The 22,724-nt window shown below is 70.4% G+C and carries 22 protein-coding genes; 14 read left to right on the forward strand and 8 right to left on the reverse strand.

Translation table 11 applies throughout. The annotated features are described in order from the left end of the window. Positions 1-96: 96 nt before the first annotated feature. The 5 genes from atpA to ACWDA7_RS12530 all read left to right on the forward strand — a co-directional run bounded on the left by atpA (position 97) and on the right by ACWDA7_RS12530 (position 5,147). Positions 97-1,689: a F0F1 ATP synthase subunit alpha gene (gene atpA / locus ACWDA7_RS12510; protein WP_450604083.1), complete on the forward strand. Its 1,593-nt coding sequence runs from the start codon at positions 97-99 to the stop codon at positions 1,687-1,689. Between the two features lie 21 nt (positions 1,690-1,710). Beyond that, on the forward strand, positions 1,711-2,628 hold the full coding sequence (locus ACWDA7_RS12515; RefSeq protein WP_450604084.1) for a F0F1 ATP synthase subunit gamma: 918 nt from the start codon (positions 1,711-1,713) through the stop codon (positions 2,626-2,628). Next, positions 2,628-4,064, forward strand: a complete 1,437-nt coding sequence (gene atpD, locus ACWDA7_RS12520) for a F0F1 ATP synthase subunit beta (RefSeq protein ID WP_450604085.1) — start codon at positions 2,628-2,630, stop codon at positions 4,062-4,064. Before ACWDA7_RS12515 ends, atpD begins: the two co-directional genes overlap by 1 nt. Before the next feature lie 131 nt (positions 4,065-4,195). Beyond that, the gene (locus ACWDA7_RS12525) at positions 4,196-4,570 is read left to right on the forward strand and encodes a F0F1 ATP synthase subunit epsilon (RefSeq protein WP_359395438.1); all 375 of its coding nucleotides are present in this window, start codon (positions 4,196-4,198) and stop codon (positions 4,568-4,570) included. A 130-nt stretch (positions 4,571-4,700) separates the two neighbouring features. Further along, entirely contained in the window at positions 4,701-5,147 is a 447-nt protein-coding gene (locus tag ACWDA7_RS12530) for a DUF2550 domain-containing protein (RefSeq protein ID WP_359395436.1), read from the forward strand. Between the two features lie 60 nt (positions 5,148-5,207). Here ACWDA7_RS12530 and ACWDA7_RS12535 read toward each other — a convergent pair whose 3' ends face one another. Then, on the reverse strand, positions 5,208-7,034 hold the full coding sequence (locus ACWDA7_RS12535) for a glycosyl hydrolase family 18 protein (RefSeq protein ID WP_450604086.1): 1,827 nt from the start codon (positions 7,032-7,034) through the stop codon (positions 5,208-5,210). A gap of 201 nt (positions 7,035-7,235) precedes the next feature. On the opposite strand from ACWDA7_RS12535, the gene ACWDA7_RS12540 reads away from it, so the two are divergent. Genes ACWDA7_RS12540 through ACWDA7_RS12555 form a run of 4 tightly spaced genes read left to right on the forward strand, consistent with a single transcriptional unit; the run spans position 7,236 to position 10,096 of the window. After that, positions 7,236-7,955: a response regulator transcription factor gene (locus tag ACWDA7_RS12540; RefSeq protein WP_450604087.1), complete on the forward strand. Its 720-nt coding sequence runs from the start codon at positions 7,236-7,238 to the stop codon at positions 7,953-7,955. Then, on the forward strand, positions 7,952-9,415 hold the full coding sequence (locus ACWDA7_RS12545) for a sensor histidine kinase (protein ID WP_450604088.1): 1,464 nt from the start codon (positions 7,952-7,954) through the stop codon (positions 9,413-9,415). Before ACWDA7_RS12540 ends, ACWDA7_RS12545 begins: the two co-directional genes overlap by 4 nt. Positions 9,416-9,467: 52 nt before the next feature. After that, complete coding sequence (locus ACWDA7_RS12550) at positions 9,468-9,869, forward strand: hypothetical protein (protein WP_450604089.1); 402 nt, start codon at positions 9,468-9,470, stop codon at positions 9,867-9,869. After that, positions 9,869-10,096: a hypothetical protein gene (locus ACWDA7_RS12555; RefSeq protein ID WP_450604090.1), complete on the forward strand. Its 228-nt coding sequence runs from the start codon at positions 9,869-9,871 to the stop codon at positions 10,094-10,096. Before ACWDA7_RS12550 ends, ACWDA7_RS12555 begins: the two co-directional genes overlap by 1 nt. 19 nt (positions 10,097-10,115) lie before the next feature. Here the strand turns inward: ACWDA7_RS12555 and ACWDA7_RS12560 are convergent, their stop codons facing one another. Further along, positions 10,116-10,688 carry a cob(I)yrinic acid a,c-diamide adenosyltransferase gene (locus tag ACWDA7_RS12560; RefSeq protein ID WP_359395423.1) on the reverse strand — a complete coding sequence of 191 codons (573 nt, stop codon included), beginning with the start codon at positions 10,686-10,688 and terminating at the stop codon, positions 10,116-10,118. Positions 10,689-11,206: 518 nt separating this feature from the next. Here ACWDA7_RS12560 and ACWDA7_RS12565 point away from each other — a divergent pair. The 3 genes from ACWDA7_RS12565 to ACWDA7_RS12575 all read left to right on the forward strand — a co-directional run bounded on the left by ACWDA7_RS12565 (position 11,207) and on the right by ACWDA7_RS12575 (position 15,346). Continuing rightward, on the forward strand, positions 11,207-12,055 hold the full coding sequence (locus ACWDA7_RS12565) for a 3-hydroxyacyl-CoA dehydrogenase family protein (RefSeq protein WP_359395421.1): 849 nt from the start codon (positions 11,207-11,209) through the stop codon (positions 12,053-12,055). Positions 12,056-12,199: 144 nt separating this feature from the next. Continuing rightward, positions 12,200-12,523, forward strand: coding sequence for an STAS domain-containing protein (locus ACWDA7_RS12570; RefSeq protein WP_450604091.1), 324 nt, complete (start codon positions 12,200-12,202; stop codon positions 12,521-12,523). A gap of 252 nt (positions 12,524-12,775) precedes the next feature. Beyond that, complete coding sequence (locus ACWDA7_RS12575; protein ID WP_450604092.1) at positions 12,776-15,346, forward strand: ATP-binding protein; 2,571 nt, start codon at positions 12,776-12,778, stop codon at positions 15,344-15,346. A gap of 78 nt (positions 15,347-15,424) precedes the next feature. Here the strand turns inward: ACWDA7_RS12575 and nucS are convergent, their stop codons facing one another. Next, positions 15,425-16,096: an endonuclease NucS gene (gene nucS, locus ACWDA7_RS12580; RefSeq protein ID WP_450604093.1), complete on the reverse strand. Its 672-nt coding sequence runs from the start codon at positions 16,094-16,096 to the stop codon at positions 15,425-15,427. A 510-nt stretch (positions 16,097-16,606) separates the two neighbouring features. On the opposite strand from nucS, the gene ACWDA7_RS12585 reads away from it, so the two are divergent. Further along, positions 16,607-16,999, forward strand: coding sequence for an SCO5389 family protein (locus ACWDA7_RS12585; RefSeq protein ID WP_263232122.1), 393 nt, complete (start codon positions 16,607-16,609; stop codon positions 16,997-16,999). Between the two features lie 92 nt (positions 17,000-17,091). On the opposite strand, the gene ACWDA7_RS12590 is transcribed toward ACWDA7_RS12585, so the two are convergent. Further along, positions 17,092-18,120, reverse strand: coding sequence for an LLM class flavin-dependent oxidoreductase (locus ACWDA7_RS12590; RefSeq protein WP_450604094.1), 1,029 nt, complete (start codon positions 18,118-18,120; stop codon positions 17,092-17,094). 222 nt (positions 18,121-18,342) lie between these two features. Between ACWDA7_RS12590 and ACWDA7_RS12595 the strand changes: the two genes are divergently transcribed. Further along, entirely contained in the window at positions 18,343-18,672 is a 330-nt protein-coding gene (locus ACWDA7_RS12595) for an ATP/GTP-binding protein (RefSeq protein ID WP_450604095.1), read from the forward strand. A gap of 6 nt (positions 18,673-18,678) precedes the next feature. Here ACWDA7_RS12595 and ACWDA7_RS12600 read toward each other — a convergent pair whose 3' ends face one another. The 4 genes from ACWDA7_RS12600 to ACWDA7_RS12615 all read right to left on the reverse strand — a co-directional run bounded on the left by ACWDA7_RS12600 (position 18,679) and on the right by ACWDA7_RS12615 (position 22,679). Beyond that, positions 18,679-19,548 (reverse strand): ABC transporter permease, encoded by an 870-nt coding sequence (locus ACWDA7_RS12600; RefSeq protein WP_450604096.1) that lies wholly within the window; start codon positions 19,546-19,548, stop codon positions 18,679-18,681. Beyond that, positions 19,545-20,756, reverse strand: a complete 1,212-nt coding sequence (locus ACWDA7_RS12605) for an ABC transporter ATP-binding protein (protein ID WP_450604097.1) — start codon at positions 20,754-20,756, stop codon at positions 19,545-19,547. Before ACWDA7_RS12605 ends, ACWDA7_RS12600 begins: the two co-directional genes overlap by 4 nt. Positions 20,757-20,927: 171 nt before the next feature. After that, entirely contained in the window at positions 20,928-21,698 is a 771-nt protein-coding gene (locus tag ACWDA7_RS12610; protein WP_450604098.1) for an ABC transporter permease, read from the reverse strand. A gap of 3 nt (positions 21,699-21,701) precedes the next feature. After that, on the reverse strand, positions 21,702-22,679 hold the full coding sequence (locus tag ACWDA7_RS12615) for an ABC transporter ATP-binding protein (RefSeq protein ID WP_450604099.1): 978 nt from the start codon (positions 22,677-22,679) through the stop codon (positions 21,702-21,704). Between the last annotated feature and the right edge of the window lie 45 nt (positions 22,680-22,724).

Genomic DNA, 22,724 nt, shown 5'->3' on the forward strand with positions numbered 1-22,724 from the left:
ACTACGGCCCGAGTTGGGCCGTGCAGAGGATTCCTGGGGGTCGCCCCCAGACCCCCACAGAAACTTCGGGCCCAACAAGGAGAGCAGGGAACCCAGATGGCGGAGCTCACGATCCGGCCGGAGGAGATCCGGGACGCGCTGGAGAACTTTGTCCAGTCGTACAAGCCGGACGCGGCCTCGCGCGAGGAGGTCGGTACGGTCACCCTTGCCGGCGACGGCATCGCGAAGGTCGAGGGTCTGCCCTCGGCCATGGCCAACGAACTGCTGAAGTTCGAGGACGGCACCCTCGGCCTCGCCCTCAACCTCGAGGAGCGCGAGATCGGTGCCATCGCCCTCGGTGAGTTCAGCGGCATCGAGGAGGGCCAGCCGGTGCAGCGCACTGGTGAGGTGCTCTCGGTCGCGGTCGGCGAGGGCTACCTCGGCCGTGTCGTCGACCCGCTCGGCAACCCGATCGACGGCCTCGGCGAGATCGAGACCGATGGTCGTCGCGCCCTCGAGCTGCAGGCCCCGACGGTCATGCAGCGCAAGTCAGTGCACGAGCCGATGGAGACCGGCTACAAGGCCGTCGACGCGATGACCCCGGTCGGCCGCGGTCAGCGCCAGCTGATCATCGGTGACCGGCAGACCGGCAAGACCGCCCTTGCCGTCGACACGATCATCAACCAGCGCGACAACTGGCGCACCGGCGACCCGAAGAAGCAGGTCCGCTGCATCTACGTCGCCGTCGGCCAGAAGGGCTCCACCATCGCGTCGGTACGCCGCGCGCTGGAGGAGAACGGCGCGCTGGAGTACACGACCATCGTCGCCGCCCCGGCGTCCGACCCGGCCGGCTTCAAGTACCTGGCGCCGTACACCGGTTCGGCCATCGGTCAGCACTGGATGTACCAGGGCAAGCACGTCCTGATCATCTTCGACGACCTCTCGAAGCAGGCCGACGCCTACCGCGCCGTGTCGCTGCTGCTGCGCCGCCCGCCGGGCCGCGAGGCGTACCCGGGTGACGTCTTCTACCTGCACTCCCGCCTGCTGGAGCGCTGCGCCAAGCTCTCCGACGACATGGGTGCCGGTTCGATGACCGGTCTGCCGATCGTCGAGACCAAGGCCAACGACGTCTCGGCGTTCATCCCGACCAACGTCATCTCCATCACCGACGGCCAGTGCTTCCTGGAGTCCGACCTGTTCAACGCCGGCCAGCGCCCGGCCCTGAACGTCGGTATCTCGGTCTCCCGCGTCGGTGGCTCCGCCCAGCACAAGGCCATGAAGCAAGTCTCCGGCCGGCTGCGCGTCGACCTCGCCCAGTTCCGTGAGCTGGAGGCGTTCGCCGCCTTCGGTTCCGACCTGGACGCCGCGTCGAAGGCCCAGCTGGAGCGTGGTCAGCGCATGGTCGAGCTGCTGAAGCAGAACCAGTACGAGCCGATGGCCACCGAGGACCAGGTCGTCTCGATCTGGGCCGGCACCAACGGCCGTATGGACGAGGTTCCGGTCACCGACATCCGCCGCTTCGAGCGCGAGCTCCTGGACTTCCTGCACCGCAAGCACCAGGGCCTCATGACCTCCATCAAGGAGGGCGGCAAGATGTCGGACGACACGATCCAGGCGATCGACGACGCCGTCGCGGAGTTCAAGAAGCAGTTCGAGACCTCGGACGGCAAGCTGCTCGGCGAGGACGTTCCTGCCGCTGCCGCCAAGTGACGTAAGGAAGGGACCTGACTCATGGGAGCCCAGCTCCGGGTCTACAAGCGTCGCATCCGATCCGTCAGCGCGACCAAGAAGATCACGAAGGCGATGGAGATGATCGCCGCCTCGCGCGTCGTCAAGGCGCAGCGCAAGGTGGTGGCCTCCACGCCGTACGCGACCGAGCTGACTCGCGCGGTCACGGCGGTCGGCACCGGCTCGAACACCAAGCACCCGCTGACCACCCAGGCCGAGACGGTGACGCGGTCCGCGGTGCTGCTCCTGACGAGCGACCGCGGTCTGGCCGGCGCCTTCAACTCCAACGCGATCAAGGCGGCGGAGCAGCTGACCGAGCGGCTGGAGCGCGAGGGCCAGCAGGTCGACACGTACATCGTCGGCCGTCGCGGTGTCGCCCACTACAACTTCCGTGAGCGCAAGATCACGGATTCGTGGACGGGCTTCACCGACGACCCGACGTACGCGGACGCCAAGCAGGTCGCGGCTCCGCTCATCGAGGCCATCGAGAAGGAGACGGCGGACGGCGGCGTGGACGAACTCCACATCGTCTACACCGAGTTCGTCTCGATGATGACGCAGACGGCGCTCGGCGACCGGTTGCTGCCGCTCAGCCTCGAGGAAGTGGCCGAAGAGTCGCCCAGCAAGGACGAGATCCTTCCGCTGTACGACTTCGAGCCCTCGGCGGAGGACGTCCTCGACGCCCTGCTGCCGCGCTACGTGGAGAGCCGTATCTACAACGCGCTGCTCCAGTCGGCCGCTTCGAAGCACGCCGCCACGCGGCGCGCGATGAAGTCGGCCACCGACAACGCCGGAGAGCTCATCGAGACTCTCACCCGGCTTGCCAACGCGGCCCGCCAGGCCGAAATCACCCAGGAAATCAGCGAGATCGTCGGTGGCGCGAGCGCCCTGGCCGACGCGACCGCGGGGAGTGACTACTAATGACCACCACTGTTGAGACGGCCACGGCGACGGGCCGCGTCGCGCGGGTCATCGGCCCGGTCGTCGACGTGGAGTTCCCCGTCGACGCGATCCCGGACATGTACAACGCCCTCCACGTCGAGGTCCTGGACCCGGCGAAGGAGGGGGAGAAGCGGACGCTGACCCTGGAGGTCGCCCAGCACCTGGGTGACGGCGTGGTACGCACCATCTCCATGCAGCCCACCGACGGTCTGGTCCGCCAGGCCCCGGTGGTCGACACCGGCGACGGCATCACCGTCCCGGTCGGCGACTTCACCAAGGGCAAGGTGTTCAACACCCTCGGTGAGGTACTGAACGCCGACGAGACGTACGACGGCGAGCGCTGGTCCATCCACCGCAAGGCCCCGAACTTCGACGAGCTCGAGTCGAAGACCGAGATGTTCGAGACCGGCGTCAAGGTCATCGACCTGCTGACCCCGTACGTCAAGGGCGGCAAGATCGGTCTGTTCGGCGGCGCCGGCGTCGGCAAGACGGTGCTCATCCAGGAGATGATCTACCGTGTGGCCAACAACCACGACGGTGTCTCCGTGTTCGCCGGTGTCGGTGAGCGCACTCGTGAGGGCAACGACCTCATCGAGGAAATGAGCGACTCGGGCGTCATCGACAAGACCGCTTTGGTCTTCGGCCAGATGGACGAGCCCCCGGGCACCCGTTTGCGCGTCGCGCTGGCCGGCCTCACCATGGCCGAGTACTTCCGCGACGTCCAGAAGCAGGACGTGCTGTTCTTCATCGACAACATCTTCCGCTTCACGCAGGCCGGTTCCGAGGTCTCCACGCTGCTCGGCCGTATGCCGTCCGCGGTGGGTTACCAGCCGAACCTGGCCGACGAGATGGGCCTCCTCCAGGAGCGCATCACCTCGACCCGCGGTCACTCGATCACCTCGATGCAGGCGATCTACGTCCCCGCCGACGACCTGACCGACCCGGCCCCGGCCACCACGTTCGCCCACCTCGACGCGACGACGGTTCTGTCCCGTCCGATCTCCGAGAAGGGCATCTACCCGGCCGTGGACCCGCTGGACTCCACGTCCCGGATCCTGGACCCGCGGTACATCGCGCAGGACCACTACGACGCCGCCATGCGCGTCAAGACGATCCTGCAGAAGTACAAGGACCTCCAGGACATCATCGCGATCCTCGGTATCGACGAGCTCGGCGAGGAGGACAAGCTCGTCGTCCACCGGGCCCGCCGTGTGGAGCGCTTCCTGTCCCAGAACACCCACGTCGCCAAGCAGTTCACCGGCGTCGACGGGTCGGACGTCCCGCTGGAGGAGTCGATCGCGGCCTTCAACGCGATCATCGACGGCGAGTACGACCACTTCCCGGAGCAGGCGTTCTTCATGTGCGGTGGTATCGAGGACCTGAAGAAGAACGCGAAGGAGCTGGGCGTCTCCTGACGCTGTGCTCGTGACGGAGAGGGACGAGACCGCGCCCTGCCATGGCCCGCGTCCCGTCCCTCTCTGTACGCCTACTAGAATTCATCCCAACACCCGGCAGACCCGCCGGGTGGTGATCCGAGGAGCCACCCTTGGCTGCTGAGCTGCACGTCGAGCTGGTCGCCGCCGACCGCCAGGTCTGGTCCGGCGAGGCCACCCTGGTCGTCGCGCGCACCACGTCCGGCGACATCGGCGTCATGCCCGGTCACCAGCCGCTGCTCGGTGTGCTGGAGTCGGGCCCGGTGACCATCCGTATGAGTGATGGTGGAACGGTCGTCGCCGCGGTGCACGGCGGTTTCATCTCGTTCGCGGACAACAAGCTGTCGCTGCTGGCCGAGATCGCCGAACTGTCGGACGAGATCGACGTCCAGCGCGCGGAGCGGGCGCTCGAGCGCGCGAAGTCGGAGGCTGACGCCTCCGCGGAGCGCCGTGCGGACGTCCGGCTGCGTGCGGCGGCGGCGAGCTGACCACAGCGCGTATGCAATGACGTGACACTCAGCCGCGGCTGGACCGGAGCAATCCGGAACCAGCCGCGGCTGAGGCAAATGCGGATGTTTTTTCCGTTCCGTTACCTAGGAGACGAGGAGGTCGGTGCCGATGGTCCTCGCTCTGACTGTGTGCGGAATTGTCGTCGCCCTCGTGGTGGTGGGGCTGTTCGTCTTCGGCCTGCGGCGCCGGCTCATCCAGCGCTCGGGCGGCACCTTCGACTGCAGCCTGCGCTGGGACGTGCCGGAGAAGACCGACACCAGCGGCAAGGGCTGGAGCTACGGAGTCGCCCGCTACAACGGCGACCGGGTCGAGTGGTACCGCGTCTTCTCCTACGCCCCGCGCCCCCGCCGTGTCCTGGAGCGCTCGGCGATCGAGGTGGCCGGCCGGCGCAGCCCCGAGGGCGAGGAGGAGCTGGCCCTGCTCTCCGACGCGCTGATCCTCGCCTGTCAGCACCGGGGTACCCGTCTGGAGCTCGCGATGAGCGAGGACGCGCTGACCGGTTTTCTCGCGTGGCTGGAGGCGGCTCCGCCCGGACAGCGGGTCAATGTGGCGTAGACACACCGACTCCCCCGGCGGACCGAGGGGAGTCGATGTGGTCTCGGGCCGGACACCGCCCTATGACAGACCGCTGTTGATCGCGCTCACCAGCTCGCCGTTGCTGGTGTCACCGCTGAACTCCCAGAAGAAGGCGCCGCCCAGACCCTGGCTCTTGGCCCACGCCATCTTCGTGCCGATGGTGGCCGGGGTGTCGTACGACCACCAGTTGCTGCCGCAGTGCGCATACGCCGTGCCCGCGATGGTGCCGGTGACCGGGCAGGACGTCTTGAGCACCTTGTAGTCCTCGATGCCCTGTTCGTAGGTGCCCGGGGCGGGTCCGGTGGCCGTGCCGCCTGGGGCGTCCTGGGTGACACCCGTCCAGCCTCGCCCGTACAAGCCGATGCCGATCAGCAGCTTGTTCGCGGGCACTCCCTGCGCCTTGTACTTGGCGATCGCGTCCGCCGTGGTGAATCCGGCGGTCGGGATGCCGCTGTACGAGGTGAGGGGGGAGTGCGGGGCCGTGGGGCCCTGCGGGGCGAAGGCGCCGAAGAAGTCGTACGTCATCACGTTGTACCAGTTGACGTACTGCGAGGCACCCGCGTAGTCGGTGGCGTCGATCTTGCCACCGGAGGAGCCGTCGGCCGTGGTGGCGGCGGTGACCAGGTAGTTCGCACCGAACTTGGCGCGCAGTGCGGACATCAGGTTCTTGAAGGCCGCCGGCCCGCTGCTGTCGCAGGACAGACCGCAGGCGTTCGGGTACTCCCAGTCCATGTCGATGCCGTCGAACACGTCCGCCCAGCGCGGATCCTCGACCAGGTCGTAGCAGGACTGGGCGAAGGCGGCCGGGTTCTTCGCGGCCTCGCCGAATCCGCCGGACCAGGTCCAGCCGCCGAAGGACCACAGCACCTTGATGTTCGGGTACTTGGCCTTGAGCTCGCGCAGCTGGTTGAAGTTGCCGCGCAGCGGCTGGTCCCAGGTGTCGGCGACGCCGCTGACGGACTGGTCGGCGGTGAACGCCTTGTCGTAGTCGGCGTAGGAGTCGCCGATCGCGCACTTGCCGCCGGTCACGTTGCCGAAGGCGTAGTTGATGTGCGTGATCTTCGCCGCGGAGCCGGACGTCACCAGGTTCTTGACGTTGTAGTTGCGGCCGTAGATGCCCCACTCGGTGAAGTACCCGAGCCTGACGGCGGATCCGGGGGGCGGCGGGTTCGTGGTGCCGCCGGTGGTGTGGACCTTGACCGCGCCGCTGACGGGACCGGTCTGGTCGGCGGTGTCACGGGCCTGGACGGTGTACGAGTAGTCGGATCCGGCGTTCAGACCGGAGTCCGTGTAGGACGTCGACGTCACCGTGGCGACCTTGGCGCCGTCCCGCAGGACGTCGTAGTTCTTGACGCCCTTGTCGTCGCTCGCCGCGCTCCAGGACAGCTGCACCGAGGTGTCCGTGATGCCGGACGCCGTGGGGGTGCCCGGAGCGGAGGGCGGGTTGTCGCCGGGGACGGTGGTGCCGCCGTCACAACTGCCGCCGTTGAGCGAGCAGTTGCTCGGTGCGCCCGGGCCGGCGCCGTTGAAGCCGAAGGAGACGGAGGCCCCGGGGGCGAGGGTGCCGTTGTAGGACTTGTTCTTGGCGGTCCAGTGGGTGCCGGAGTTCGTCACGTCCGCGTCCCACGCCGAGGTGACGGAGGTGCCGGAGGGGAAGTCCCACTCGATCGTCCAGGAACCGAGGGACGTGGTGCCGGTGTTCTTGACGGTCCACTTGCCCTCGAAGCCGGTGCCCCAGTCCTGGGTCTTGGCGTAGGTGGCGGTGGCCGATGTCGCTGCCTGTGCGGGACCGGCGAGGCCGACCAGGCCGGCGAGTGGGAGCAGCAGGGTCGCTAGACCTGCCGCGGCTCGGTGTCTGAAGCGCATGCAGCGCCTCCTCTTGTCGAAATGAGCCGGGGTGTCAGGGGCATGACTGAGCCTTCACGCCCACAGTGCCGCGAGAATAGAAAGGTCTGGACCATCGGTCAATAGGTCTGGACCACAGCGCAGTTGGTGAACCGGTCACCCCAACTCCCGCACCCTCGCCCGGCTGTCACGCGTCCACCGGAGGGACGTACGCTGCCCGGCGTGACAGTGGACCCTGGAGGGCGGACGAGCGGCACCACGCGCCCCGGCGCGGTGCTCGTCGTCGACGACGACGCGGCCATCCGGCGCTCCCTGGAGCGGGGGCTGAGGCTCAGCGGCTTCGCCGTCCGCACCGCGGACAGCGGGCCCGAGGCGCTGAGCGTGATCCGGGACGCCCCGCCCGACGTGCTCGTCCTCGATGTCTCGATGCCCGGCATGAGCGGCATCGAGGTCTGCGCGCGGCTCCGGGACGAGGGACAGGACCTGCCCGTCCTCATGCTGTCCGCACTCGACGAGACCGCCGACCGCATAGCCGGGCTCCAGGCGGGCGGCGACGACTACCTGGTCAAACCGTTCGCGCTGCAGGAACTGGTGCTGCGGCTGCGTGCCCTGCTGCGCCGCAGGCCGCCGGACGACCGGCAGGAGCTGCGGGTGGCGGACCTGGTGATCGACCCGGCGGCCCGCACGGTCCACCGCGCCGGCAGGCGCCTGGAGCTGACCCGGCGAGAGTTCGAACTCCTTGAGGTGCTGGCCCGCAACGCCGGGCTCGTCCTCACCCGCGACCAGCTCCTGGACCGGGTCTGGGGCTACGACTTCGACGTGCGCACCGACGCCGTCGACACCTTCGTCAGCTATCTGCGGCGCAAGCTGGAAGCGGGCGGCGCCCGACGGCTCGTCCACACCGTGCGCGGCGTGGGCTTCGTGCTGCGGGACGAGCCGTGAGACTGTCGACACGCATCGGGCTCGCGGTGGGCTGCACCGTCCCGCTTCTCGTGCTGGCCTCCGGCTGGCTGCTGCTGAACCTGGTCGCCCACGATCTGCACAGCGCCGAGGACGACCATCTGCGGGAGCGGGCCGCCGCTGTGGCCCCGGACGCCCGCGCCCTGCTGCGTGCCGCCGCGGCCGGTCGGCCCAAGGCGGCCGACACCCGGGAGCGCGCGCTCTACGGCGCGGCGCTCGACGTCGGCATACGCCTCGTCGCACCGGACGCGACCTTCCAGGCCGGCCCGCAGCCCGCCTCCGCGGTACGGCTGCCCGCCCGCGCCGCCGGGCCGGTCACCGTCCGCGCCGGTGGCACCGGCTGGCGGACGCTGTCCCGGCCGGTCCGCACGGCCCGGGCATCGGGCACCCTCTGGGTCTTCGCGCCGGACACCGCCGACCGCACCCAGCTCCGGCTCGTCCGGCGCCGCGTCCTGGTGACCACTGTGCTGGCGGCCCCCCTGTCGGGCCTGATGGCCTGGGGCATAGCCGCGGGCGCCGCCGCCCCTCTGCGTCGCCTCACCCGCCGCACCGCCGGACTGGACCCGCGTACCAGCAGCGTCCGGCCGCCCCACGAGGCGACCGGGATCACGGAGGTCGACGAACTGGCCGCCACCGTACGCACGGTGCTCGCCCGCTACGACGAGCAGGCCGCCCGCACCGCCCAGGCCCTGGACACCGCACGTTCCTTCTCGGCGGCGGCCGCGCACGAACTGCGCACCCCCATGATGAGCATGGGCACCAACCTCGACATCCTCGCCCAGCACCCCGACCTGCCCGATCCGGACCGCACCGAGGTCCTGGAGGACCTTCGCCACGAGCACGCCCGGCTGCTCGGCCTGCTGGTGATGCTGCGCGAGCTGGGGCGCGGGGATCTGGTGGAGGCGGAGGCGTTCCGCACGGTGGACGTGGCGGAGACCGCGGACGCCGCCGTCGCCGAGGCCCGGCGCCGCGCTCCGGACGCACAGATCGCCCTGAGCGCACAGCCGGGACTGACCGCGCACTGCTGGGAACCGGGGCTGCGGCTGCTGCTCGACAACCTGATCGCCAACGCGCTGGCCCACGGGCGGGACGCGGCGGGGCAGGCGGATGTGGCCGTCGGTGTGCGGGGGACCGGCGCCGACGTCGTGATCACGGTGGACGACCGCGGTCCAGGCATCCCGGCCGAGGCACGCGGACGGATCTTCGAGCGGTACCGGCGGGGGCCGCACAGCACGGGCTCGGGTCTCGGCCTGACCCTGGTCGCCCAGCAGGCGGCCCTGCACCGGGGGAGCGTCATGGTGGCGGACGGCGCGGGCGGTGTCGGCACACGCTTCGAGGTGCGGCTGCCCCGGGCCGGCGGGGCCCTGCCCGACCGCCGGGACTGGTTGATCGGGACAGCCAGGTCAAACCGGTCACAAGGTTCCCACAAAGAGGGCTCCTAGCCTCCGGAGGCATCGGACGGACGTCGGGGCCGTCCGGGGAACGGAGGCGAAGATGAACGCACGACGACGACGGCGCACCCTGCTCGCCGGGCTGGCCGCGGCGGCGCTGCTGGCGACCGGGACGGGGGCGGCCGCGGCCGACAGCACCCCGGCGCCCGCGCCGACCGGTGACGGCGCGCACGCGCTGTGCAAGCGGGTGCCGAAGCTCGACCGGCGGATCGCCCGGGCCTTGAGGCGGCTGGACGCCGGCGTGGGCACGCGCGGCTCGGTGGCGCGGCTGGAGCGGCGTGTGGAGAACGCGAAGAACGCGGGCCACACCGAGATCGCGACCTACCTCCAGGACCGGCTCACCTTCCGCAAGTCCCTGGTGCCGACGCTTCAGCAGCGGCAGAAGGACCTGGCGGGCGTCAAGACGTGGTGCGCCGCGCACGACAACGGCAAGGCGGCGAGCTGATGCGGGCTCGGCGAGCCGTGCGCTGGGCGGCGCCCGCGGTGGTCCTCCTGGTGGGGCTCACCGCGGGCTGCGCGCGGAACGACGGCGCGGCGGCCACGCCCCCCTCGTCCGTGGCCCCCTCGGCGCAACCCCCCGGTATCGCCGACGTGCAGAAGGCGCTGTCCGCCGCCGAGTCCGCGCTCACGCAGGCGGACCGGGACGCCGCGCAGGACGACAGCGACCGCTGAACCGGCCGGGGAGCGCGGCTCAGCGCTCCCCGCCCGGCACCCACAGCACGTCACCGGTCTCCTTGTTGGCGTAGCGGGCCAGGATGAACAGGAGGTCGGACAGGCGGTTGAGGTAGGTCGCGGTGAGGGGGTTCATGACCTCGCCGTGGACCTCCAGCGCGGCCCAGGTGGAGCGCTCGGCCCGCCGTACGACCGTGCACGCCTGGTGCAGCAGGGCCGCGCCGGGCGTACCGCCGGGCAGGATGAACGAGCGCAGCTTCTCCAGCTCGGCCAGGAAGCGGTCGCAGTCCGCCTCCAGCTTGTCGACGTAGAACTGCTCGACCCGCAGCGGCGGGAACTCCGGGTTCTCCACCACCGGCGTCGACAGGTCCGCACCCACGTCGAACAGGTCGTTCTGGACGCGGGTGAGGACCTTGACGACCTCCTCGTCGAGACCGCCCAGCGCGATCGCCGTGCCGATCACCGCGTTCGCCTCGTTGGCGTCCGCGTAGGCGGCGATCCGCAGGTCGGTTTTCGGCACCCGGCTCATGTCCCCGAGGTGCGTCGTGCCCTTGTCGCCGGTCCGCGTGTAGATGCGCGTCAGATTGACCATGTGACCAGCGTAGTTACGTCAAGGCTGGGCGGAACACCCGAGTGCCCACCGTCACGGGCCCGGCGCGGCGCAGCCGGGCCCCGTCCGGGTGGGGCGGAGAGCGTATCCGGCCGTTCCGGGCGAGCGTCCTTATGGCATCGGGTCCGGGGAAGCGCCGAGGGCATGGACGGCGAGTACGAGCGAGTCCGGCGGCGCGACGCACGGCGGCCTTCTGCCGCATCTGAGCCTTGGTCAGACGGGTCGGATCGCGGCGCTTCACGGCGGTCGCCGGCCGTGCGAACGCCATGGGGCGCAATCCGTGCGAAGCGTCACCGAAGGCGCTGTCACTCCTCGGGGACATGCGGCACCTGTTGGGTGAGAAGGGGCCCAACTGCGCCGTCGGGACGCCGGAATGACACGGGCCGGTGTGATGTCCGTCATTTGAGACGTGACGCGCATTACTTACCGGTCACACAGCCCCCCACGAGCGCTATGGTCCGGCCGAGAGGCATTACGAAGCGCGTCAGGGGAGTCGCACAGTGGCACGGAAGCTTGCCGTCATCGGAGCCGGACTGATGGGTTCCGGTATTGCCCAGGTATCCGCTCAGGCCGGCTGGGACGTCGTCCTTCGGGATGTCACCGAGGAGGCGCTGACGCGTGGCACCGACGCCATCAAGGCCTCGTACGACAAGTTCGTGAGCAAGGGGAAGCTCGAGGCCCACGACGCCGACGCGGCGCTCGCCCGTATCACCTCCACCACCGACCTCGACGCCGTCGCCGACGCGGACGTCGTCGTCGAGGCGGTCTTCGAGAAGCTCGAGGTCAAGCACGAGATCTTCCGTGCGCTCGACAAGCTCGTCCGCGAGGACGCGGTGCTCGCGTCCAACACCTCCGCCATCCCGATCACCAAGATCGCGGCAGCGACCGAGCGGCCGGAGCGGGTCGTCGGCGTGCACTTCTTCTCGCCCGTGCCGATGATGCAACTCGTCGAACTCGTCCGGGGGTACAAGACGAGCGACGAGGCACTCGCCACCGCCCGCGAGTTCGCCGAGTCGGTCGGCAAGACCTGCATCGTCGTCAACCGCGACGTCGCCGGCTTTGTGACGACCCGTCTGATCTCGGCACTAGTCGTCGAGGCGACCAAGCTGTACGAGTCGGGTGTGGCCACCGCCGAGGACATCGACCTGGCCTGCAAGCTGGGCTTCGGCCACGCCATGGGGCCACTGGCCACCGCCGACCTCACCGGCGTCGACATCCTGCTGCACGCCACCAGCAACATCTACACCGAGTCGCAGGACGAGAAGTTCGCTCCGCCGGAGCTGATGCGCCGGATGGTTGACGCCGGTGACTTCGGCCGCAAGAGCGGGCAGGGCTTCTACACGTACTGAAACCGCACGTACCCATGGGGGATCACCCCATTGGGTGAATTCGGTATCGGTTCGCTTACAGACGGCAACCAGACTGTCGCCAGGTCAGTCACAGGTTGCACAACCACATCGCGGAGTACGACGACGCACTCTCGGGGAGCGGATATGCACATCAGGGGCGACCACGCCGGGCTGGTCGTCGGGGGCCGTCTCGACGTGCGCAGCGCGGCGGACGCCCGTACGGTCCTGCATGCGGCCGTCGACGACGGCGTCGGCGACCTCGTACTCGACCTGTCCGAGCTGGACTCCTGGGACGCCACCGGACTCGGGGTGATCATGGGAGCCCACCGCCGGGCGGGGCGGTGCGGCCGGCGGCTGGTGCTGCGTGGTGTGCCGACGCAGATGCAGCGCCTGCTGGTGGCCACCCGGCTGCACCGGATCCTGGCCATCGAGGGCGGCATCGGAGTGGAGTCGCTGCCCCGGGTGTGATCGGGGGGTGTGGGGCGCGTCGCGGGAGTGAACGACCGCCAAAGGCACGTCAGGCGCAATCCTCACGAGACCGTGACGTCTCGGGCGGCGCGGTACCCCGGCTTGCCAAGGACAGTATGCGAAGGTTTAGGGTTCGGCTGCCCGCCGCCCTATGACCCTAGAAGCGGGCACCGGACCAGAAGCGACGCGGCAGTGTGCAGCAAGGCCGGGAGGGGCTCAGGCACGCGACGCTTTTTTGGGGGGCTGGGACCTATGGACCCGAACAACACGGGACCCGAGGAGTACGGCCACGACGGCCCCGGCGACCTGCCGCGTCAGCGCGCGCCGCGGGACCCCATCGCCCAGGACTTCGTACAGCCGGCGTCGTCGCCCGTCCGCACCGTCGAGATCGTGTCCGGTGACTACCTGCTCACCGTGAACCCCGTCGACGGCAGCGAGATCGAGCTCTGCCCGCCCGGCGAACGTCCCGCCCCGCCGGTGAAGTACACCGCCGACGAGCGGGCCGAGCGCGCCCCCACCGCTCGGCCGCCCGTCCCGGCTGGTCCCACACCGCCGCGGATGCCGCTGCTGGAGCGCCAGGAGGAGCGCGAGCAGCTGGTGCGGCTCCTCGCCCGTGGCCGCACCGTCCGGCTCACCGGCCCGGCCGGCTCGGGTCGCAGCGCGCTCCTGGACGTCGTCGCCGAGGACTGCTCCGACCTCGCGCCCGACGGCGTCGTCCGCCTCTCCGGCTACCGCCGCACCGCGAGCGACCTCCTGTACGTCCTCTTCGCCACCGTTTACAAAGCTCCGCTGTACCGCCCGGAGCACGAGGAGCTCCTCCGGCACGTCCGCGAGATCGGTGCCGTCGTCGTCCTCGACGACCTGGAGATCGGCGGCAGCGCGCTCGACGAGCTGCTCGACGCCACACCCGAGTGCGCCTTCCTGCTCTCCGCCACGCCCGACGTACCCGCGCCCTCCGCCGACGCGCAGGTCGAAGAGGTCCTCCTCCGCGGGCTCGACCGCGCGGGCGGCCTGGAGCTGCTGGAGAGCGCCGTCGACCGCGACCTCACCGAGGACGAGGTCACCTGGGCCGGCGACCTGTGGTTCGAGTCCGAGGGTCTGCCCCTGCGCTTCGTCCAGGCGGGTGCGCTGCTGCGGCAGCGCGACCGGCGGGCGGCCGACGAGAGCGCCGTCGACGAGTTCGGCGTCTTCGAGAACGCCCCTGTGGAGGCGTCCGTCGACGCCGGGGACGGCCATGAGGTCCCGCTGCCCTCGCTCGCGGAGGCCGCCGCGCCCGCCCCGCTGCTCGCCTCCCGGCTGAGCGTGTCGGCGCGCGAGACCCTCAAGTTCGCGGTCGCGCTCGGCGGCGAGGTGCCCCACCAGACGCATCTGCCGGCCCTGGTCGACGACACCCACGCGGACGCGGCGCTCGCCGAACTCCTCGGCTGCGCGCTGGTCTCCCCGGTCGGCGCCCACTACCGGCTGGCGGCCGGGGTGCTCGCCCAGCTGGAGGCGGCCGGGTACGGGACCGGCGCGGAGGAGTACGCGCTGAAGGCCGCCCAGCACTACGCCTGGTGGGCCGGGCACCCCTCGGTCACGGCGGAACGTGTCTCGGCGGAGGCCGACGCCGTACTGGCCGCGCTGGCCGTTCTGGTGCCCCTCAGCTCAGCCGGGCTCCCGGTCGGCCCCGACGAGGGCGACTCCCCCGGGCAGACGGAGTCCCCGGCGTCCGAGGATCAGGAGAACCTCGCCATACGACTGGCCCGGCAGGCCGCGCCCGCGTTCGCCGGGGGGCTGCACTGGGGCGCCTGGGAGCGGACCCTGCGGTCCGGCGCCGAGGCGTCCCGGCTCTCCGGCGAGGTCGGCGAACAGGCCTACTTCCACCACGAGTTGGGCATCCTCGCGCTCTGCGGCGGACAGCTCGACCGGGCCCGCGCCGAACTGGAGGCCTCCAACGGGCTGCGCGGCGCCCTCGCCGACAAGCGCGGCACGGTCTCCGGGCGGCGCGCCCTCGCCCTGGTCGCCGACCGCTCCGGCACGACGTCGCCCGGCGGGCCCACGGCGGACGAGGAGATGCCGGAGGTGCGGCACCAGGAGCCGGCGACGCCGCCCGGCGGCGTACCCGCCCGCTTCACCCTGTCCGCCCCGGCCGCAGACACGGCCACCCTGATCACACACCGGGCCGCGGCCACGCCCCCGCCCGCGCGCGGGGGCGTGCGCGGCGCGGTGAAGGGCACCCGGCGCAATCTGGTGGCCGCGGGCGCCGGTGCGGTGCTGGTCGCCGTGCTCGGCACGGTCGTGGGGCTCGGCATGGCCTCGAACAACGACACCAACACCCCGTCCGGGAACGTCCGCGTGGATCCCCCGGCGAGCCAGGGCGCGGACGACGGCGGCGTCGGTGCGGACCAGCCGAACAGCGACGGCAGCGGAGGTGCTAAGGGCGCTTCCCACAGCCCGTCGCCGACGTCGACGGACCCGGGACCCGACGGCACCTACGGCACGTCCGACGACCCCACGCCGCGGAGCACCGGCGGGTACCCGTCGGACGCCCCGACGGGTACGAAGGGCCCGACTCCGTCGAAGTCCCCGTCGAAGTCCCCGACCAAGTTGCCCACGTCGAAGCCGTCGACGCCGGTGACCCCGCCGCCTGCGTCGCAGTCGGCCACCTCGTCGCCCCCGCAGACGCAGTCCCCCTCGCCGACGGAATCCACGAGTCCGGGCACCACCGACTCGGCCGGCGGCCCGGCGTCCTCCAGCGCCCCGGCCACCTCGATCAGCTCGGCAGGCGCACCGTCGGGCAGCACCGGCTCGGGAATGCCGAGCGGTTCGGGCCCGGTGATCTGAAGTCCCCGTCGCTGCCCGGCAACACAGAAGGCCGGGTCCGCTCTCCGGACCCGGCCCTCGCCGTCGTGGTGACGCCCGTCAGAACAGCCGCAGTTTGTCGTCCTCGATGCCGCGCAGCGCGTCGTAGTCCAGGACCGTGCAGCCGATGCCGCGGTCCGTGGCTAGAACGCGGGCCTGCGGCTTGATCTCCTGTGCCGCGAAGACGCCGCGGACCGGGGCGAGGAGCGGGTCGCGGTTCAGGAGTTCCAGGTAGCGCGTGAGCTGTTCCACACCGTCGATCTCGCCCCGCCGCTTGATCTCCACGGCCACGGTCCCGCCCTCGGCGTCCCGGCACAGGATGTCCACCGGGCCGATCGCCGTCATGTACTCACGCCGGATGAGCGTGTAGCCCTCGCCGAGCGTCTCGATGCGGTCCGCGAGCAATTCTTGAAGGTGCGCCTCCACGCCGTCCTTGATCAGGCCCGGGTCCACGCCGAGTTCGTGCGTGGAGTCGTGGAGGACCTCCTCCATCGTGATGATCAGCTTCTCGCCCGTTTTGTTGACGACCGTCCATACGCCGGCCTCGTCGCCCGCGCCCTCCTTCAGCGTGCAGGGCGGCGACATCCAGTTGAGGGGCTTGTAGGCCCGGTCGTCCGCGTGGATCGAGACGCTGCCGTCCGCCTTCACCAGGATCAGACGGGGCGCGGAGGGGAGATGAGCGGTGAGACGGCCCGCGTAGTCGACGGAGCACCGGGCGATGACGAGACGCATGGTCGGCAACGCTACTCGACCCCGCGGCCCGGGCGCGATTCGCCCTCGTCAGCCGAGCCGGCTGCCCCGGTCGTGCCACCGGTTTTCCCCGTGATCAATCGGCCGTTCCCGCGCGCCCTCGCCGACCGCCGTTCCTCGGGCGTCCGTGCGCCCACGGCGGCCGTTCTTCGCGTCCCCGAGCGCAGACCGGCCGCCCGCGCTTCCAGCGCTTCCCCAAGCCTCTGCGGCTCCTCCCGCACGGACTCGGCCGGGCACTCACGCCGTGCCTCCCGGGGCCCTTTCCGGCGGAATCCGTGATCCGCGCTTTCACCCGGGATGCCCCCGTTCGTCAATGGCTTGTTGTGTGCCTAATGGGGCGTCGCTGTGTGCGCATTCTCCTGGTGCGGCCCCCCGCCGTTGCTTAACGTAGTAAACGGGAGGTCGCGCAGTGTGTACTGAGAGTGTTCGACAGTGCGAACTCCCTTCCCTGTCCGTCAACCCCTGTTGTCTTGGGGTGCGAGAGGAGTACCCATGTCGCTCGACGTCTCACCGGCCCTACTCGAACAGGCCGAGCGAGGCGAGGTCGACGAAGCGGATTTCGTCGACTGCGTCCGGACCTCCCTGCCCTATGCGTGGGAGATGATCAGCTCCCTGGTGGCCCAGTTGAAGGTGGACGGCGGAGACTTCGCCGACAACCAGACGCCCCCGCCGGACGAGCAGGCACGTGGACAGCTGCTGCGTGCGCTCGCGAGTGACGCGATACGCGGAGCCCTGCAGCGGCACTTCGGAGTGCGCCTGGCCTTCCAGAACTGCCACCGGGTGGCGGTGTTCCCGCTGGACTCCTCGGTGGACGACACACTGGCGCGCTTCACCTCGGTCCGCAGTCAACTGCTCAACCAGTCGCCGGAACTGCGCGACTGCTGAGCCACGCGACGACCATGGCTTGCCGCTCCGTACGCGGGAGGTGCATCAGTACCGGAGCGGCAAGCTCCCGCCGGTGGACGGCACCGGCGGAGTCAGCGGAGGTGGGGGAGTACCTCGGCACCCAGCCTCCGTACGTTCTCCTCCGTCGCCGCGAGGTCGCCGGAGCCTTCGACGAGCAGGGCGAAGCGGCTGACGCCGGTCCGCTCCGCCGTCGCCGCGAGCCGGTCGACGCACAACCGCGGTGTGCCCACCGGATGCAGCGCGCAGAGCAGCTCGGTGTACGCCAGCGGGTCCCGCATCGCGCGGGCTCGGCCGTCGACCGTGACATGCGCGTCGAGGCCTTGTTTCAGCCAGCCCGGCATCGCCTTCGTGAGTGTCTCCACTGCGTCGGTGCGCCGGTCGGCGATCTGGCAGACGCCGGCCGAGACATGACGGGCGCCGGCGATCACATCGCCGTCGACCCCGGCCGCGCGTGCGTACTGGCGCCACAGCGCGATCATCTCCGCCTTCTCCTCGTCCCCCACGTGCATGCCGAGAAGCATGGGGAGTCCGCGCTCTGCCGCCAGCCGCACGCTCGCGGACGAGGTGCAGGCGACGACGACCTCGGGCCCCTCGACGTCGGTGAGCGACTCGGAGGGCCGTGGCACGACCGGGACTTCACGGAAGCTGAATCGTTCCCCCGTGGCTGCGACGGACGGTTCGCGCAGCCAGCGCATCAGCAGATCGAGTGAATCGGGGAACCCGGTCTCGTAGGCCTCCAGGCCCGCGCCGAAGACCTCCAGATCCACCCAGGGCCCGCCGCGCCCCACCCCGAGCGAGAAGCGCCCGCCCGAGATCAGGTGCAGCAGGGCGGCCTGCTCGCCGAGTGCCACCGGGTGGACGGTGGGCAGGACGCTCACCGCCGTGCCGACCCGGATCCGGCGGATGCGGCCCAGCAGATGGGAGGCCAGCGTGATCGCCGACGGGCACGTCCCGTACGGCACGAAGTGGTGCTCTGCCAGCCACACCGTGTCCAGACCCGCCTCTTCGGCGGCCTCGGCCGACCGCACCGCGCGGTGCAGGGCCTCGCCCTGGCCCTGTCCCGGAAACTGGGCCGCCAGTACAAAACTTCCTACGCGCATCGCTCTTCCTGCTTTCCTGGCTCCGACGCGGAGCTCCCCCACCCGGCATAACTCCCTGACATGTGCCGAAGTCACGGCTTGACGGAGAGATTTGCGGATTGTCTGCAGAACAGGGCCGGAAGTAAGGGTTTCTGCCGAAGTTGGTGACGACCGTGTACCCCTGCGTGCGCCGCGTAGGCTGGAAAAGGCCCGTGCTCCCTGTATAGCCCCGTGAGGTGTTCTGTGTCCCCGCGTCGCAACCGACCGAAGGGCTCCGGCTGGTCCGGCCCGAGCGCGGACGACGACAGGTCGCGCTACGGCGGCTGGCAGTCCACCGAGAGCTGGCAGGGCGAGGAGTGGAGCGTGCGCCATGTCGCGGGCGCCGGCGCGGAGGGCAAGACCTACCGCTGCCCCGGGTGCGACCAGGCGATCCCCTCCGGTGTCCCGCACCTGGTGGCCTGGCCCGAGCACGCGGGCGTGGACGACCGCCGGCACTGGCACAAGGCCTGCTGGAACGCGAAGGACCGCCGCACCACGCGGGTGCAGCGGTCCCGTAACGCGCCGAAGTACTGAACCGGGCTACACGTCCCGCTTCTCCAGCAGCAGCCAGGCGCCGGCGAACGCGGCGGCGGTCACACCCAGGATGATCCACAGCGGGTCCCACCCCGAGGGGCCTGAAGTGGTCAGGGAGTTGGAGTAGAAGACGCTGAGCTGGTTCGGGATCGAGTACTCCAGCAGCCCCGTGCGCACCTTGGCGAGGGACTCCGCGAACATGAACAGCGCGATGACCAGCGGGGCGAGCAACGCCCCGATCATGATGGTGATGGCGCCCGCCGAGTGCCGCACGATCGAGCCGACGATGAGTGCGAGCAGCCCGAGCAACGCGAGGTAGAGCGAGATGCCGACCGTCGCCTTGAACCACTCGCCGCCGGACGGGGTCCTCGCACCGTGGCCGTCCAGCATGGCCACCTGCGCGAAGGCGACGAAGGACGAGGCGACCAGCGACACCGCGAAGGCGACGAGGAAGAAGACGATAGCCTTCGCGGCCAGCACCCGGCTGCGGCTGGGGCAGGCGGTCATCGTGGTGCGGATCATGCCGGTGCCGTACTCCGACGCGGTGGTCAGGACTCCGAGCGTGATGATGCACATGCTGCCGAGGAGCAGCCCGAAGAAGCCGAGGCCGAGCGGGTTCTCGCCCCCGAGCTCCGAGGACGAGTTGGCGACCACCGCACCGGCGGCCACGCCGATGCCGATCACCAGCAGGACGAACACCCCGAGCGTCCACATCGTGGAACGCACCGACCTGATCTTCGTCCACTCGGAGGCGATGGCATGCCCGAGGTGGGTCCGTACCACCGGGATCGGCGAGGTGTACGTGGGGTACGCGGAACCGGGCGCCGCCTGCCAGGCGGGCGCGGCCTGCGGCATCGGGTGCTGGGGCGTGCTCATCGGGCGTCCTCGGACTTGGTCAGGTCGGGTGCGGGGGAGGGGACGGGCTGAGCGGGCGGCTGCTGGGCCGCCGGCTGCGCGTACGGGTTCGGGCCCGTGCCGGGGACGGTAGGCGCGGCAGGAGCGCCGTACGGGCCTGCGGGCGGCTGTCCCGGCAGCGCGAAGGGCTGCCCACCGTGCTGGGGCGGCGGCGGGGCGTACCAGCCCGGCTGGCCTTGACCCGGCACCGGGATCGCGACCGGCGGCTGCATGCCCGGCGGCAGCGGTTGCATCAGCCCCGCCTTCTGGTCGATGGTGGAGCGGTAGTCGACCGCGCCCTGCGTCATCCGCATGTACGCCTCCTCGAGCGAGGCCTGGTGCGGCGACAGCTCCCAGAGGCGCACATCGGCGTCGTGGGCGATGTCGCTGATGCGGGGCAGCGGCAGTCCGGTGATGCGCAGCGCGCCGTCCTGCTCGGGCAGCACATGGCCGCCCGCCTCGGTGAGCGCGGAGACGAGCTTCTCCCGCTGCTGGGTCTCGGGGTCGGGGGTGCGGACGCGCGCGAAGTCCGCCGAGTTGGCGGAGATGAAGTCCTTCACGCTCATGTCGGCCAGCAGCTGACCGCGTCCGATCACGATCAAGTGATCGGCGGTGAGCGCCATCTCGCTCATGAGGTGGGAGGAGACGAAGACCGTGCGGCCCTCCGCCGCGAGGGACTTCATCAGATTGCGCACCCAGAGGATGCCCTCGGGGTCGAGACCGTTGACCGGTTCGTCGAACAGCAGCACCTGGGGGTCGCCGAGGAGGGCCGCGGCGATGCCGAGCCGCTGGCCCATACCGAGCGAGAACCCCTTGGACCGCTTCTTCGCCACCTCCTGGAGGCCCACCACACCGAGCACCTCGTCGACGCGGCGGGCCGGGATGCCGGAGAGCTGGGCGAGGCACAGCAGGTGGCTGCGGGCGGACCGGCCGCCGTGCACGGCCTTGGCGTCGAGCAGGGCACCGACCTGGCGGGGGGCGTTGGGCAGCTTGCGGTACGGGTAGCCGCCGATCGTCACCTGCCCCGAGGTGGGGTTGTCAAGGCCGAGGATCATCCGCATGGTCGTCGACTTGCCCGAGCCGTTGGGCCCGAGAAAGCCGGTGACGGTACCCGGCCTCACCTGGAAGGAAAGGTTGTACACGGCCGTCTTGTCGCCGTAGCGCTTCGTCAGGCCGACTGCCTCGATCATGCTCCGCACCCATCGAAAGGTTCAGGACGTCGGGGCCGACACTGCCCCCGTGAGGGTTAGGAGGATATCCGGCCGCTGACGGTTCCACTCAGGAGAAAGCAAAGGCCCGCAGGTCACCGGCGTGACAGTGATCACCCGGGCGGGCCGTAGGGGCCGCCTGACCAGCGGGGTTCAGGCGTCCCGCCGCTTCACCAGGACGTATCCGCCGATCAGGGCCGCGATCACCCACAGCACCATGATGCCCAGGCCGCCCCACGGACCGTACGGGGTGTCGTCCCCGGCCGGTGCCACGACCTGCATGATCCTGCTCCCGGCCTGGTCGGGGAGGAAGCGGCCGATCTTCTTGGTGGCGGAGACGTTCCCCAGGATGTTGGAGATCAGGAAGAAGAACGGCATCAGGACGCCGAGGGACAGCATCGGCGAGCGCAGCATCGCGGCGACCCCCATGGAGAACACCGCGATGAGCGTCATGTAGAGCCCGCCGCCGACGACCGCGCGCAGCACACCGGGGTCGCCGAGGGACGCCCGGTGCGGGCCCAGCATCGCCTGGCCGAGGAAGAAGGCGACGAAGCTGGTGACCATGCCCACCGCGAGGGCGAGCGCGGTGGCGACCGTGATCTTCCCGAACAGGAGGGACCCGCGCCGGGGGACCGCGGCGAGCGAGGTGCGGATCATGCCGGTGCTGTACTCGTTCGACACGACGAGCACCCCGAACACGATCATCGCCAGCTGCCCGAGGCTCATCCCGGCGAAGCTGATGAAGGTCGGGTCGAGCGTGACCCGCTCCCGCGTGCTCATGCCGTCGAACTCCCGCCTGGTCAAGGCGGAGATCAGCATGCCGAGCGCGACGGTGACCACGAGCGCGACGGAGAGCGTCCAGACCGTGGACGCCACCGACCGGATCTTGGTCCACTCCGACCTGATGACCTGGGTCGCCGCCATGGCTCAGGCTCCCTTCTTCCAGTCGGCACCCCACTCGAGGCGCCGGGCGGGACGGGCCCAGGCGTCGCCGGGGACGTCGGTGTGCGCGTGGTACTCCACCGACTGTGCGGTCAGCCGCATGAACGCCTCCTCGAGCGAGGCCTGTTGCGTACTGAGCTCGTGCAGCACGATCTGGTGCCGGGCGGCCAGTTCACCGATCAGTTCGGCCTTGCCCCCGTCCACCTCCAGTGCCCCGCTGCCGGACTCGACGACCGTGATGCCCGCCTCGTGCAGCACGTCGAGCAGCCGCTCGCGCTGTGGGGAGCGGATGCGCACGTACGACCGGGAGTTGCGCGCGATGAAGTCGGCCATCGAGGTGTCGGCCAGCAGCCGGCCCTGGCCGATGACCACGAGATGCTCGGCGGTGAGCGCCATCTCGCTCATCAGATGGCTGGAGACGAACACGGTACGGCCCTGCGCCGCGAGGGATTTCATCAGCGTGCGGATCCAGTGGATGCCCTCGGGGTCCAGCCCGTTGACCGGTTCGTCGAACATCAGGATCCGCGGATCGCCGAGGAGCGCGCCCGCGATACCGAGACGCTGGCCCATACCGAGCGAGAAGCCCTTGGCCTTCTTCCGCGCGACGGGGGTCAGACCGACCGTGTCGAGGACCTCGTGGACGCGGGAGGCCGGGATGCCGTTGCTCTGCGCGAGGCACAGCAGGTGGTTGAAGGCGCTGCGGCCGCCGTGCACGGACTTGGCGTCGAGCAGGGCGCCGATGTGCTTCAGCGGGTCCTTGAGCTGGTCGTAGCGCTTGCCGTCGATACGGACGCTGCCCGCGGTGGGGTGGTCGAGCCCGAGGACCATGCGCATCGTGGTGGACTTCCCGGCGCCGTTCGGACCGAGGAAGCCCGTGACGACACCCGGTCTCACGGTGAAGGTGAGGTCGTTGACCGCCAGCTTCTCGTCGTACCGCTTGGTCAGCCCCTCCAGCTCGATCATGCGGCCACGTTAGATGCGCGCGAAGCCCTCCGCCACCGCAGTGAC

This window comes from Streptomyces sp. NPDC001156 (genome assembly GCF_053598275.1).